Origin of the sequence: Amycolatopsis sp. NBC_01307 (assembly GCF_035975215.1) — a bacterium.
In the GTDB taxonomy this organism is placed as follows: Bacteria; Actinomycetota; Actinomycetes; order Mycobacteriales; family Pseudonocardiaceae; genus Amycolatopsis.
Genome location: NZ_CP108403.1, coordinates 3,258,066 through 3,270,792, shown reverse-complemented (window position 1 = coordinate 3,270,792; position 12,727 = coordinate 3,258,066). Strand labels below are relative to the sequence as shown.

Here is a 12,727-nt window from a genome sequence, read left to right as displayed (position 1 = left end):
GCATCGAAGTATCGCAGAACTTCGATATGAGTCAACCGTCAGGAACTCATCGGGGGAGGGGAGTGGTCAGAGCGAGTGGCCGAGGACCTCGACGATCCGGGCGATCCGCTCTTCGTCACGGCGGTAGTGCGTCCACTTCCCGAGCCGCGTCGCGCGGACCAGCCCGGCGCGCTGCAGCGACGCCATGTAGGCCGAGACGGTCGACTGGGCCAGGCCGGCCTTCTCCTGGATGTGCGTCACGCACACCCCTTCGTCGACCACCATCGCCCCGCGCTGCTCGAGGAAGTTCTTCTCCGGATCCCGCAGCCAGCCGAGGATCCGCAGCCGCACCGGGTTCGCGAGCGCCTTGAACACGTCGAGCAACTGCTCGACCTCCGGCGGGGCCTCGGCGCGCGTCGTCACCTCTCCGATGGTAGATCACATCGCGACACTCCGATGCGACATCGGCGCGTGGGTCCCCGGACCTTGGCGTATAACGACCTATACTTCACGGCTGTGAGCGAAGAAACCGGGCGGCCGCGCGCGCCCATCACCGAAGCCGACGTCATGGCCTGGCTGGAGACGACCGCCGCCACCGTCGAAGCGGGGGAGGTCGGCCCGCAGGAGCTCATCGACATCCTCGGCGAGCTGCGCCGCGCCTCCGCGGCCTGCGCCGACGCCTCCGACTGGGCCCTGCTCGCCGCCCGCGAAGGCGGCGCCAGCCTGCGCCAGATCGCGCCGGTCTTCGGCAAGGGCTACGTGCGGGCCCCGGCCGCCCGCCTCGAGAAGCTCCACCGCCAGGCCCAGACCGCCGGCCAGTGGCTCGCCATCCTCCGGCACAAGCAGAACGGATGAGTACCCCCATGGATCGCGTGGATCGCATCGCGCTCGGCCTGGCGGCGCTGGGCCGGCCCGCGTACATCAACCTGGGCCGGGACGGGGCGCTGCCGGCCGTGCGGGACGTCGCGTCGATGCGGGCCGCGACGTTCACGGTGCTCGACGGCGCCTACGCCGCGGGGATCCGCAACGTCGACGTCGCCCGGTCCTACGGGCGCTCGGAGGAGTTCCTCGCCGGCTGGCTCGACGAGCGCGGGCACCGCGACGTCGTCGTCTCCAGCAAGTGGGGCTACGCCTACGTCGGCGGCTGGCGGCTCGACGCCGAGGTGCACGAGGTGAAGGAGCACTCGGCGACGCGGTTCGCCGCGCAGTGGGCGGAAACCCTGGCGCTGCTGGGGGACCGGGTCAGCCTCTACCAGGTCCATTCGCTCACTGTGGACAGTCCGCTGTTCACCGACGAGCCGCTGATCGAGGCGCTGGCGGAGCTGGCGGCGAACGGCGTCGCGGTCGGGTTCTCGACGTCGGGGCCGGCGCAGGCGGCCGCGATCGAGCGGGCGTTCGCGCTGGAAGTGGCCGGCCGGCCGGTGTTCTCGTCGGTGCAGTCGACGTGGAACCTCCTCGAGCCGTCGGCGGGGCCCGCGCTGGCCGCGGCGCACGCGGCCGGGAAACGGGTGCTGGTCAAGGAAACCCTGGCCAACGGCCGGCTGGCGGTCGAGGCGCCGCGGGCGCTGCTCGACATCGCCGCGGCGCACGGGACCGGGCCGGACGCGGTCGCCGTGGCGGCGGTGCTGGCGAACGACTGGGCCGGCGCGGCGGTCATCGGCCCGGCGAGCGCGCCGCAGCTCGAGGCGAACCTGCGCGCCACCATGCTTTCCCTGAGCACCGACGAGGAAGCCGCGCTGGCCGGGCTGGCGGAGGATGCGGGGGACTACTGGCGACACCGGTCCTCTTTGGGCTGGGACTGACCGGCTGCACTACTCTGCGCAGTCACAGTCGGACTACGGGAGGGCCGGAGCAGGTGCGTCATCGCCAGGTGGTTGCGTTGGCCGCGGTCGCGTTGGTCGGCCTCACGGGGTGCGACGGCCCCGACCCGAACAACCTCGAGACGTACTACGACGATCCAGTCTCGTCGGCCACGCAGTCGGCGCCCACGCCGGAAGCCCTGGCGCCGGCCCCGAAGGCGGCTCCGGTCACCCAGGCGGCGCCGGACCCCGGACTGCTCGCGGAGCGGGCGCTGCTGTCCGATCAGGACGTCGCCGAAGAGGGTGTGCAGCCCGGCTCGGGCGCGGCGTCGGGCTGCCTGACGGACGACGTGTCGGCGACCAGCCGGACCGCGAGCTGGCGGTACCCGAGCGGTTCGGTGCTGCGGCACCGGGTCGCCGCGTACCCGGACGGCTCGGCCGGCGACATCGTGGCGAACGCGCAGTGCACCGGCCACACCGTGGACGTCCCGGCCCAGGCGGGCGTCGAGCGTCAGCGGGCCTGGTGCGACGGCAAGACGTGCACCGTGCTGCTGGCGCGGGGCACGCTCGTGTCCGGGCTGACCGTTTCGGCGAGCACTGAATCGCGGGCGATCGACGCGGCGAAGCGGCTGCTGCCCGCGATGGCGGCGAAGCTGACGGCGCCGGCGGCTCAGCAGTAGCGGCGGAACCACTCCTGGACGCCTTCGCGGCCGTCGGGGATGAACGGGAGTGCCGGTGCCGGGTCGTCGACCCAGGCGCGCAGCTCGTCGAGCGGGAGCCAGCGGCCTTCGACGATCTCTTCGGCCTGGTGGTGGATCGGGCCGTCCCAGCGGACCTCGAAGGCGAAGTTGTGGCAGCGGTTGCGGCCGTCGTCGTACACCTTCGTGAACAGCGGAACGGGTTCCACCCCGTGGACGCCGAGTTCTTCGGCCAGTTCACGGCGAGCGCATTCGGCCGGTGACTCGCCGGCGGCGACGACCCCGCCGGCCCAGCAGTCCCAGGTGGACGGGAACACGTCCTTCGTGGGGGTCCGGAGGTGCATGTAGACCGCGTTTCCGTCACCCGAACGGACCAGCACGACGCCGGCGGCGTGCCACAGGCCCTCGCTGCGGAGGCGGCTGCGCAGCGTCGAGCCGACGACGGAGCCGGCCTGGTCATAGAGGGCAACGAGTTCGTCACTGCCTGGCATGGGTGCATCGTTCCACTAGGCCTACCCCGTAGGGTGGTGGACATGCGGCGGATCATGGGAACCGAAGTCGAGTACGGCATCTCGGTGCCGGGCGACGCGACGGCGAACCCGGTACTCACCTCGACCCAGGTCGTGCTGGCCTACGCGGCCGCGGCCGACATCCCGCGAGCGCGGCGGGCCCGGTGGGACTACGAGGTGGAGTCCCCCTTGCGGGACGCGCGCGGGTTCGACCTGACCGGCCCGGGCGGGCCGGGGCACGACCCGGACGTCGAGGACCTGGGTGCGGCGAACGTCATCCTGACCAACGGCGCGCGGCTGTACGTCGACCACGCGCACCCGGAGTACTCGGCGCCCGAGGTGACGAACGCGCGTGACGCGGTCATCTGGGACAAGGCCGGCGAACGGGTGATGGAGGAGGCGGCGCTGAAGGCGGCGTCCGTGCCCGGGCAGCCCCCGCTCCAGCTGTACAAGAACAACGTCGACGGCAAGGGCGCCAGCTACGGCACGCACGAGAACTACCTCTGCGCGCGCTCGACGCCGTTCACCGCCATCATCGCCGGGCTGACGCCGTTCTTCGTGTCGCGGCAGGTCTTCACCGGGTCGGGCCGGGTCGGGATCGGGCAGCAGAGCGAAGAGGCCGGGTTCCAGCTCTCCCAGCGTGCGGACTACATCGAGGTCGAGGTCGGCCTGGAGACGACGCTGAAGCGCGGGATCATCAACACCCGCGACGAGCCGCACGCGGACGCGGACAAGTACCGGCGGCTGCACGTCATCATCGGCGACGCGAACATGTCCGAGTACTCGACCTACCTCAAGGTCGGCACGACGGCCCTGGTGCTCGACCTGATCGAGTCCGGCATCCGGTTCGACGACCTGAAGCTGGACGAGCCGGTCAAGGCCGTGCACCAGATCAGCCACGACCCGACGCTCAAGGCGCAGGTGTCGCTGGCCAACGGCAAGAAGTACACCGGCCTGGACCTGCAGTTCGCCTACCACGAGATCGCTTCGCAGAACCTGGAGCGCACGGGCGCGGACGAGGCCGCCAAGGAGGTGCTGCGGGTCTGGGGCGAGATCCTGGACGCGCTGGCGCGGGACCCGCAGGAGTGCGCGGACCGGCTGGACTGGCCGGCGAAGCTGCGGCTGCTGGAGGGGTACCGCCAGCGGGACAGCCTCGCCTGGGGCGCGCCGCGGCTGCGCCTGGTGGACCTGCAGTACTCGGACGTGCGGCTGGCGAAGGGCCTGTACAACCGGCTGGTCACGCGGGGCTCGATGAAGCGGCTGGTGACCGAGGAAGAGGTGCTGGCCGCCGTCACGACGCCGCCGTCGGACACGCGGGCCTACTTCCGGGGCCGGGCGCTGGAGAAGTACGCGAGCTCGATCGCGGCGGCGTCCTGGGATTCGGTCATCTTCGACGTCGGCAAGGAGTCGCTGGTGCGGATCCCGACGCTGGAGCCGTTGCGCGGGACCAAGGCGCACGTCGGCAAGCTGCTGGACAACGCGGCGACGGCGGAGGAGCTGGTGGAGGCACTCACCGGTTCGGACTAGGCGGTACGCACGCGGATCGCGGCGGTGACCCCGAATGTCGGGGTCGCTGGGTAGGCTAGGAAACATCAGCCACACCGGGAGGCGAGATGGCCCAGGAAAAGATCGAAAAGCACGGCGGCGGCGACTCCGACGAGGAGTTCGACGACACCGGCGCGGCGGGTCAGGAACGGCGCGAGAAGCTCGGCGAGGACGTCGACACGATCCTCGACGAGATCGACGACGTGCTGGAGGAGAACGCCGAGGACTTCGTCCGGGCCTACGTCCAGAAGGGCGGCGAGTAGCCGCTCGGGCGTTCGCGCCCTTGCCGACCGTTCAGCCGGCGGCCGGGGGTTCCGCGTGGTGGTGACCGTGGTCCGTGCGGGCCGGGGTCGCCGAACGCGGGGCCACGGCCGCCAAGGCCCGCACAGATGGGATTTTTGAGCACGTATGGACAACACCAGGGGCATCTCGGGTCCCGCTCTGCCGGGGGCGTACTTCTCGTCGGCGACGTCGTCGTTTTCCGACTTCCTGCGGGTGCAGGCGCCGGAACTGCTTCCGGAGCGCCGGATGTCCGGTGGTGCGGGCGACCTGGGCGTGCCGCACGGGACGACGATCGTCGCGCTGACCTTCGCGAGCGGAGTGCTGATCGCGGGTGACCGGCGGGCGACGTCGGGGAACCTGATCGCGAGCCGCGACATGGAGAAGGTGCACGTCACCGACGAGTACTCGGCGGTGGGCATCGCGGGCACGGCCGGGCTGGCCGTGGAGATGGTGCGCCTCTACGCCGTGGAGCTCGCGCACTACGAGAAGATCGAGGGCGTTTCGCTGTCGCTGGACGGCAAGACGAACAAGCTGGCCGGGATGGTCAAGGCGAACCTCGAGATGGCGATGGCCGGGCTGGCCGCGATCCCGCTCTTCGTCGGCTACGACCTGGAGGCCGAGGACGCGCGGCACGCCGGCCGGATCGTCTCGTACGACGCCGCGGGCGGGCGCTACGAGGAGAACGGCGGGTACGCCGGGATCGGCTCGGGTTCGCTGTTCGCGAAATCCGCGCTCAAGAAGCTGCACGACCCGGACGCCGACGTCGAGAACGCCACGCGGGTGGCTGTCGAGGCGCTGTACGACGCGGCGGACGACGACACCGCTTCGGGCCTGCCGGACCTGGTGCGCCGGATCTTCCCGTCCGTCGTGACGATCACCGCCGAGCACGGCGCCGTGCAGCTGCCGGAGTCGGAGACCGCCGCCGTGGCGGAGGCCGTGATCGCCGGGCGGATCGAGCGCCAGCAGCGTCGGCTGTCCTGACGCGGGCCGGAGCTGAACCAGTGAACGATGGAACACCGAAAGACCTGGAGCGCACACCGTGACGATGCCGTTGTATGCCTCTCCCGAGCAGCTGATGCGGGAGCGTTCCGAGCTGGCGCGCAAGGGCATCGCGCGCGGCCGGAGCGTGGTGGTGCTGAAGTACGCGGGCGGCGTGCTGTTCGTGGCGGAGAACCCGTCGGCGACGCTGCACAAGGTGTCCGAGATCTACGACCGGATCGGCTTCGCCGCCGTCGGGCGCTACAGCGAGTTCGAGAACCTGCGGGTCGCCGGGATCCGGCACGCGGACCTCAAGGGCTACCAGTACGACCGGCGTGATGTGAGCGCGCGGGCGCTGGCGAACGCGTACGCGGCGACGCTGGGCAGCATCTTCACCGAGCAGCTGAAGCCTTTCGAGGTCGAGGTCTGCGTGGCGGAGGTCGGCGCGAGCGCGGCGGAGGACCAGCTGTACCGGCTGACCTACGACGGCTCGATCTTCGACGAGCCGCAGTTCATCGTGATGGGCGGCCAGGCCGACAAGATCGTCACGAAGCTGAAGGAGACGTTCGAAGACGGCCTGGACCTGCAGGCGGCCCTCGGCGTGGCGGTGACGGCGTTGCGCACGCCGATCCAGCCCGCCGCGGCGACGACGTCGTCGGCCGGCTCGTCGTCGTCCTCTTCGTCCTCGTCGGCGGCGGCGAGTGCGTCGGCCAACGGCAACGGCGAGACGGACCCGCCGATCAAGCTGGAGGTGGCGGTCCTGGACCGCGACCGCCCGCGGCGCGCGTTCCGCCGCCTGACGGGAACGGCGCTGGACGCGCTGCTGCCGGTGCCGGACCCCCAGGGTGACGAGCCGGAGAAGCCCGAAGGCGAGTAGTCCGTACGAAACGGGGCGTGGTCGGTGACCGCGCCCCGTTTTCGCGTCCGCGGTCAGGTGGCGCCGGAGCCGAAGAGGGCGGTGAGCACGAGGACGAAGGTGACGTTCCCGCCCAGCAGCCACCATGGCAGGTCGACAGGGTGTGCCCGGTGACGACCGATGGCCTGCGGGGTCCGCCCGTGAAGTCCACCGAGCCGTGGGCGGACACGCGGTCCGCCCACGAACGGCTGGCCGCGGGCGGGCTGCGCGGCTTCTCGTGCTGACGCCGCGAATCCTCCCTTGCGCTTGTCGGAGGGCAGCGGGCTCGGCGGTTTGCCGTCGCCGCAGGGGAACGCGCCCAGCACCACGCTGTCGAGGCGTTCGAGGCGGTAGTTCGCCCGGAGGAACAGCAGCCGGGCTTCGCTCGAACCGGTGCCGGTGAACCGGTCGTTCTTGACCGCGGTCGACCGGGTGTACTCGTCCAGCAGGACGGCTCGGGACGGCAGCGGGTCCGGTGTTCCGCACGCGGAGACGGCCAGTCCCGCGGACAGGGCGAGAACCAGGCGACCGAGGCGCACCCGGTGACCGTAGGCGGGGTGTGCCGGGACCCGTCCCGGCCTTCAGGACGCCGCGGACGGCTGCCGGAAGGTCTGGTCGGCGAAGGCCAGCAGGTACGGCAGCGTGGCCCGGGCGGTGTGCCACGTGTGGTTGAAGCCGCGTTCGGCGTGGACGACCGCCTCCTGGCCGCGGGCGTGCAGGGCGTCGGCGATGCGGTGGGCGGTCGTGACGTCGGTGGGCGCGCCGGTGCCGACGGCCAGCATCACCGAGATCGGGGCGGGGAACTTCATCGTCGGCAGGTAGCGGCGCGGGGTGTTGGCGGCGATGGCGGCCTGGTCGCCGCCGAGGACGCCGACGGAGTCGTTGAGGTCGTCGTAGGGCAGGGCGATGACCAGGGTGGCGAACTCGTCGACGTGGTGCAGGCCGATGTTGAGCGCGCCGAAGCCGCCGCCGGACATGCCGCCGAGGGCGCGGTGGGCGCGGTCGGCCAGCGTCCGGTAGCGGCTGTCGATCGCCGGGACGACGGTGCGGGCGAGGTAGGTCTCCAGCTGCGGGCCGCCCGGGACGTCGAGGCACTCCCAGTCGGTGCTGGGGACGCCGGCGGTCATGTCCACGCTGACCACGATCATCGGGGCGATGACGTTGGCCTGCTGCAGGGCCTGGAGGGTGCCGGGCGCGTCACCGGAGGTCAGCCAGTCGCGCGGGCCGCCGAACGGGTAGCCGTGGATCAGGTAGACGACGGGGTAGCGGCGGGCGGCGTTGGCCGGGTCGCCGTACCCGGCCGGCAGGATGACGTAGTTGCTGCCCGACGGCACGCCGTGCGCGGGGTCGGGCAGCGGGACGACGTCGATCTTCTGGCCGGCGGCCGCGACGCCGCTGCCGCCGTGGGGCGCCGGCTCGGATTCGGATTCCGGGGCTTCCCGGTCGTCGTCGAGCAGGCGGCCGGCGAGGTTGACGACGCCGGGGCCGCGCTGGAGCAGGCGGGCGAGGTCGTCGGAGGTGCGCACGTATCCGACGTAGCTGTTCACCGCCGTGACCGCCGCCAGCAGCACGAGGACGCCGAAGGCGGTGAACCCCCAGCGGCGGAGGCGGCGCCGGTGCGCGAGCGCGATCACGGCGGCGAGCACCGCGACCGCGGCGGTGGCGAAGGCGAGCCAGATGAACGGCGACTCGAACGGCCCGAGATCACGGGCGCGGGCGGTGATGTCGCCCGGCAGCACCGGATCCACCGCGACCTGCGGGGTCATCCGCACCACGCCGCGTGCCACCGCATCGAAACCCCACTCGTCCCCTGGCTGCGGGCAGGAGGGCCCGCATCTCGATCTTGACGCTAGCCAGGGGACGCTGTGGGTTCGTTGAGAGAAAGTAAACGCAGATTAAAGGCGGTAGATGGTGAGCGCGCTGGGGCGGGACTTGAAGCGGAACCGGTTGCCGAGCGGGCCGACCTCGCCGTCGGTGGCGACGCGGCGGTGGCCGTCGAGCAGCTCGACGTCCAGCTCGGCGACGTCGAGCTCCTGGTAGACGTGGCTGGCCGCGAGGCTGCGGGTGACCATGGCCAGCAGGAACCGGGCGCGGGAGTACGGCAGGTCGGCACGCAGGTAGCGGACGTCGAGCAGGCCGGTGTCGAGGGCGGGCCGCCTGCTGGGGGCGAACCCCTTCGGCGCGTACGTGCCGTTGCCCACGAACAACAGCCAGACCTGGGTGAGCTTGCCGTTGAGCCGGACGGTCAGCGGCTTGGCGTTGCGCAGCGTCCGGGTCAGCGCGATCGCGGCCGAGGGCCACTTCGGGTGCTTTTCCTGCAGCTTCTCGCGCAGCCGGACCATCTCCGGGTAGCCGCCGAGGCTCGCGGTGTTGACGAACCAGCGGTGCGCCGGGCCGTCGGGCCCCTCGACCCCGACCTCGCCGAGGTCGATGCCGACGGCGTTGCCGACCTCGGTGGCCGCGTCGGCGTCGGGCATCGAGCGGACGCCGATGTCGCGGGCGAAGTGGTTCAGCGTGCCGGCCGGGATCAGGGCGAGCGGCAGGTCCCGCTCGGCGGCGACCGAGGCGACCGCCGCGACGGTCCCGTCACCACCCGCGACGCCGAGGGCGCGGATGGTGCCGCGGGCGTCGATCTCGGCCTCGAGCTGGCCCCGCAGGTCCTGCTCGAAGTCGGGGTAGAGGATCTCGGCCTTCGGCCAGGCGAAGCGGACGTCGGCGGTCGGGTCCTGCCCGTTCACCCCGGAATGGGGGTTGACCAGCACGAGCATGTCGTCGCCGTCGACCATCTCCGGGGCGTGGGCGTCGTGGGCGGAGCGGCCCGGGATGTCGTCGTGCAGCGGCCACCAGTGCCGGGTCGCCAGGCCCACGCCGGTGCCGATGGCGAGGCCGACGCCGACGTCGGAGGGCCAGTGCACGCCGGTGTGGACGCGCGAGTAGGCGACCGCGAGCGCGAGCGGCGCGACGACGAGCCCGGCGCGCGGGGACTCCATGGCCACCGCCGTCGCGAAGGCCGCCGCGGAGGCGGAGTGGCCGGAGGGGAACGACGACGACGTCGGGCGTTTCCGCAGGCGGCGGTGCATCGGCATCTCTTCTTCGGCCGGGCGCCGGCGGGGGAAGAGCGGCTTGCCGATCAGGTTCGCGGCGGCGCTCGCGCCGGCGATGGCGACCACGCCGCGCAGCGCGCCGCGACGGGTCGCGCCCGCGCGGACCGCCAGCCCCCCGGCGACCACCCACCAGAGGCGGGACTTGTTCGCCGACCGGGACAGGGCCATCAGCGCGTCGTCGGCCTTCGTGGCCGGCAAGCGGGCGCTGCGGCGCATCAGGGCGCGGTCGGTCCGGCCGACCCGCCGGAACGCCCGGATGAGCTGGTGTGACAAGAGGTCCGCCTTCCGCGCGACGTCAAGGGATGTGCTCCAATCGTGCCTGATTCGGGGGCTTTTCACCGTCTGTGGCCTACTGGGGGCGTGTCGACGCCCGAACGGCCCACCGTCGAGGGGGGTGCAGCGCTTACTCTGGTGGAATGCAGCGGCGGATCTTTGGCATCGAGACCGAGTTCGGGGTCACGTGCACATTCCACGGCCAGCGCAGGCTCTCGCCCGACGAGGTGGCACGCTACCTCTTCCGGCGGGTCGTCTCGTGGGGCCGTTCTTCGAACGTTTTCCTGTCGAACGGCTCCCGGCTCTACCTCGACGTCGGCTCGCACCCCGAGTACGCGACGGCGGAGTGCGACGACCTGGTCCAGCTCGTCACGCACGACAAGGCCGGTGAGCGGATCCTCGAGGACCTGCTGGTCGACGCCGAGCGGCGGCTGGCGGACGAGGGCATCGGCGGCGACATCTTCCTGTTCAAGAACAACACCGACTCGGCGGGCAACTCGTACGGCTGTCACGAGAACTACCTGGTGACCCGCGCGGGTGAGTTCTCCCGGATCGCGGACGTCCTGCTCCCGTTCCTGGTGACCCGGCAGCTCATCTGCGGCGCCGGCAAGGTGCTGCAGACCCCGCGCGGCGCGGTCTACTGCCTCTCCCAGCGTGCGGAGCACATCTGGGAAGGCGTCTCGAGCGCGACGACCCGGTCGCGCCCGATTATCAACACCCGCGACGAGCCGCACGCCGACGCCGAGCGCTACCGGCGCCTGCACGTCATCGTCGGCGACTCGAACATGGCCGAGCCGACGACGATGCTCAAGGTCGGGTCGGCGAACCTGGTGCTCGAGATGATCGAGGCCGGCGTCCAGTTCCGCGACTTCACCCTGGACAACCCGATCCGGGCGATCCGCGAGATCAGCCACGACCTCACCGGCCGGCGCCAGGTGCGCCTCGCCGGCGGCCGCGAGGCCTCGGCGCTGGACATCCAGCGCGAGTACTACGCCCGCGCCGTGCAGCACCTCCAGGACAACGGCTCCAGCCCGGCGAACGACCGGGTCATCGAGCTGTGGGGCCGGGCGCTGGACGCGGTCGAGCAGCAGGACTTCGGCAAGATCGACACCGAGATCGACTGGGCGATCAAGCACCGGCTGGTCGAGCGCTACCGGCACAAGCACGACATGGACCTGTCCAGCCCGCGCATCGCCCAGCTCGACCTGGCCTACCACGACATCCGCCGTGGCCGGGGCATCTTCGACCTGCTCCAGCGCAAGGGCCTGGTCCGCCGGGTCACCGACGACGGCGAGATCGAGGCCGCCAAGGACACCCCGCCGCAGACCACCCGGGCCAAGCTGCGCGGCGACTTCATCGCCGCCGCCCAGGCCGCCGGGCGCGACTTCACCGTCGACTGGGTGCACCTGAAGCTCAACGACCAGGCCCAGCGCACCGTGCTGTGCAAGGACCCGTTCCGCTCGGTCGACGAGCGCGTCGAACGCCTGATCAGCTCGCTCTAGCCCAAAGCCGTGAAGGCCTCCTTACCGGCTCTTATGGCCGGTAAGGAGGCCTTCACGGCTTTTGACCCTACGAAAGTCGGCGGGCGGGTGCGGCAGGATCTGCCCATGCGTGTGCTGCGTGCGGTGCTTCTCGTCCTCGGTCTCCTGGTCGCGCTGGCCGTGCCCGCGTCGGCCGCAGGGCACCTGCCGAAGTGGGAGCTGAGCGCCACCGGCGTCACCGCCCAGTTCCGCGGGCTGTCCGCGGTCAGCGGCCGGGTCGCGTGGGTCAGTGGCACCCAGGGCACGGTCCTGCGCACTGTCGACGGCGGCCGGAGCTGGCGGTCCGTCGGCCCGCCCGGCACCGGAACTCTCGAGTTCCGCGACGTCGAGGCCTTCGACGCCGATCACGCCGTGATCCTGTCGATCGGCCCCGGCACCGACTCCCGCGTCTACCGGACCGACGACGCCGGCGCGCACTGGCGCCAGACGTTCCAGAACACCGACGCCGCCGCGTTCTACGACTGCCTCGCCTTCTTCGACCCGTGGCGCGGGCTCGCGATGAGCGATCCGGTGGACGGGAAGTTCCGGATGCAGGCGACCGTCGACGGCGGCCGCAGCTGGCGGCAGGTCCCCGACAGCGGCTTCCCGCCCGCGCTGCCCGGGGAGGCCGGGTTCGCCGCCAGCGGCCAGTGCGTCACCACCGCGGGCCCGTTCGACGCCTGGCTGGCCACCGGCGGCGGCGCCACGGCCCGCGTTCTGCACTCCGGTGATGGCGGCCGCCACTGGACGGCGTCGGACACGCCGTTGCCGAGCAGCCCGTCGGCCGGCGTGTTCGCCCTCGCCTTCCGCACCCCGTGGCAGGGCGTCGCCATCGGCGGCGACTTCGCCGCACCGACCGCGCCCGGCCCCGCCGTCGCGCTGTCGAACGACCGCGGCCGCACCTGGCGCACCCCGGCGCAGTACCCCGCCGGGTACCGCTCCGGGCTGGCCTGGCGCGGCGGCACGGTCCTGGCCGTCGGCCCCGGCGGCAGCGACCTCAGCCCCGACGGCGGGCGGCACTGGACGTCGTTCGACACCGGCAGCTTCGACAGCGTGGACTGCACCGCGCTCGGCAGCTGCTGGGCCAGCGGCGCCGGCGGCCGCGTCGCGCGGCTGGGTTAGCTGTATTGCCCGGGGAGGTTGGT

The 12,727-nt window shown here is 72.0% G+C and carries 14 protein-coding genes; 9 read left to right on the top strand and 5 right to left on the bottom strand.

The features are described 5' to 3' along the window. Positions 1 to 66: 66 nt before the first annotated feature. Positions 67 to 402: an ArsR/SmtB family transcription factor gene (locus OG439_RS13450; protein ID WP_326949708.1), complete on the bottom strand. Its 336-nt coding sequence runs from the start codon at positions 400 to 402 to the stop codon at positions 67 to 69. Between the two features lie 93 nt (positions 403 to 495). Here OG439_RS13450 and OG439_RS13445 point away from each other — a divergent pair, with 93 nt between their 5' ends. The 3 genes from OG439_RS13445 to OG439_RS13435 all read left to right on the top strand — a co-directional run bounded on the left by OG439_RS13445 (position 496) and on the right by OG439_RS13435 (position 2,458). Beyond that, positions 496 to 834, top strand: coding sequence for a hypothetical protein (locus tag OG439_RS13445; RefSeq protein ID WP_247051894.1), 339 nt, complete (start codon positions 496 to 498; stop codon positions 832 to 834). Positions 835 to 842: 8 nt separating this feature from the next. Beyond that, entirely contained in the window at positions 843 to 1,781 is a 939-nt protein-coding gene (locus OG439_RS13440) for an aldo/keto reductase (protein WP_326949707.1), read from the top strand. 68 nt (positions 1,782 to 1,849) lie between these two features. Beyond that, complete coding sequence (locus OG439_RS13435) at positions 1,850 to 2,458, top strand: hypothetical protein (protein WP_326949706.1); 609 nt, start codon at positions 1,850 to 1,852, stop codon at positions 2,456 to 2,458. Here OG439_RS13435 and OG439_RS13430 read toward each other — a convergent pair. Continuing rightward, positions 2,449 to 2,967, bottom strand: a complete 519-nt coding sequence (locus tag OG439_RS13430) for an NUDIX domain-containing protein (RefSeq protein ID WP_326949705.1) — start codon at positions 2,965 to 2,967, stop codon at positions 2,449 to 2,451. The two genes, OG439_RS13435 and OG439_RS13430, sit on opposite strands and share 10 nt — an antisense overlap. 42 nt (positions 2,968 to 3,009) lie before the next feature. On the opposite strand from OG439_RS13430, the gene dop reads away from it, so the two are divergent. The 4 genes from dop (at position 3,010) to prcA (ending at position 6,667) form a co-directional block, all read left to right on the top strand. Further along, entirely contained in the window at positions 3,010 to 4,512 is a 1,503-nt protein-coding gene (dop, locus tag OG439_RS13425) for a depupylase/deamidase Dop (protein WP_326949704.1), read from the top strand. Positions 4,513 to 4,598: 86 nt separating this feature from the next. Next, a complete protein-coding gene (locus tag OG439_RS13420; RefSeq protein WP_013226725.1) occupies positions 4,599 to 4,793 on the top strand; it encodes a ubiquitin-like protein Pup in 195 nt (64 codons plus the stop codon). A 145-nt stretch (positions 4,794 to 4,938) separates the two neighbouring features. Beyond that, positions 4,939 to 5,793 (top strand): proteasome subunit beta, encoded by an 855-nt coding sequence (gene prcB / locus OG439_RS13415; protein ID WP_247051889.1) that lies wholly within the window; start codon positions 4,939 to 4,941, stop codon positions 5,791 to 5,793. Between the two features lie 58 nt (positions 5,794 to 5,851). Continuing rightward, positions 5,852 to 6,667, top strand: coding sequence for a proteasome subunit alpha (gene prcA, locus OG439_RS13410; RefSeq protein ID WP_326949703.1), 816 nt, complete (start codon positions 5,852 to 5,854; stop codon positions 6,665 to 6,667). 53 nt (positions 6,668 to 6,720) lie between these two features. Here prcA and OG439_RS13405 read toward each other — a convergent pair whose 3' ends face one another. The 3 genes from OG439_RS13405 to OG439_RS13395 all read right to left on the bottom strand — a co-directional run bounded on the left by OG439_RS13405 (position 6,721) and on the right by OG439_RS13395 (position 10,062). Then, positions 6,721 to 7,224, bottom strand: a complete 504-nt coding sequence (locus OG439_RS13405; protein ID WP_326949702.1) for a hypothetical protein — start codon at positions 7,222 to 7,224, stop codon at positions 6,721 to 6,723. 42 nt (positions 7,225 to 7,266) lie between these two features. Continuing rightward, positions 7,267 to 8,451, bottom strand: coding sequence for an alpha/beta hydrolase (locus tag OG439_RS13400; protein WP_326949701.1), 1,185 nt, complete (start codon positions 8,449 to 8,451; stop codon positions 7,267 to 7,269). 129 nt (positions 8,452 to 8,580) lie between these two features. Next, positions 8,581 to 10,062, bottom strand: coding sequence for a bifunctional phosphatase PAP2/diacylglycerol kinase family protein (locus OG439_RS13395; RefSeq protein ID WP_326949700.1), 1,482 nt, complete (start codon positions 10,060 to 10,062; stop codon positions 8,581 to 8,583). A 143-nt stretch (positions 10,063 to 10,205) separates the two neighbouring features. Here OG439_RS13395 and pafA point away from each other — a divergent pair, with 143 nt between their 5' ends. Both pafA and OG439_RS13385 read left to right on the top strand, forming a co-directional pair. Further along, entirely contained in the window at positions 10,206 to 11,564 is a 1,359-nt protein-coding gene (gene pafA / locus OG439_RS13390) for a Pup--protein ligase (protein ID WP_247051886.1), read from the top strand. A 114-nt stretch (positions 11,565 to 11,678) separates the two neighbouring features. After that, positions 11,679 to 12,704 carry a WD40/YVTN/BNR-like repeat-containing protein gene (locus OG439_RS13385; protein ID WP_326951541.1) on the top strand — a complete coding sequence of 342 codons (1,026 nt, stop codon included), beginning with the start codon at positions 11,679 to 11,681 and terminating at the stop codon, positions 12,702 to 12,704. Positions 12,705 to 12,727 lie beyond the last annotated feature (23 nt).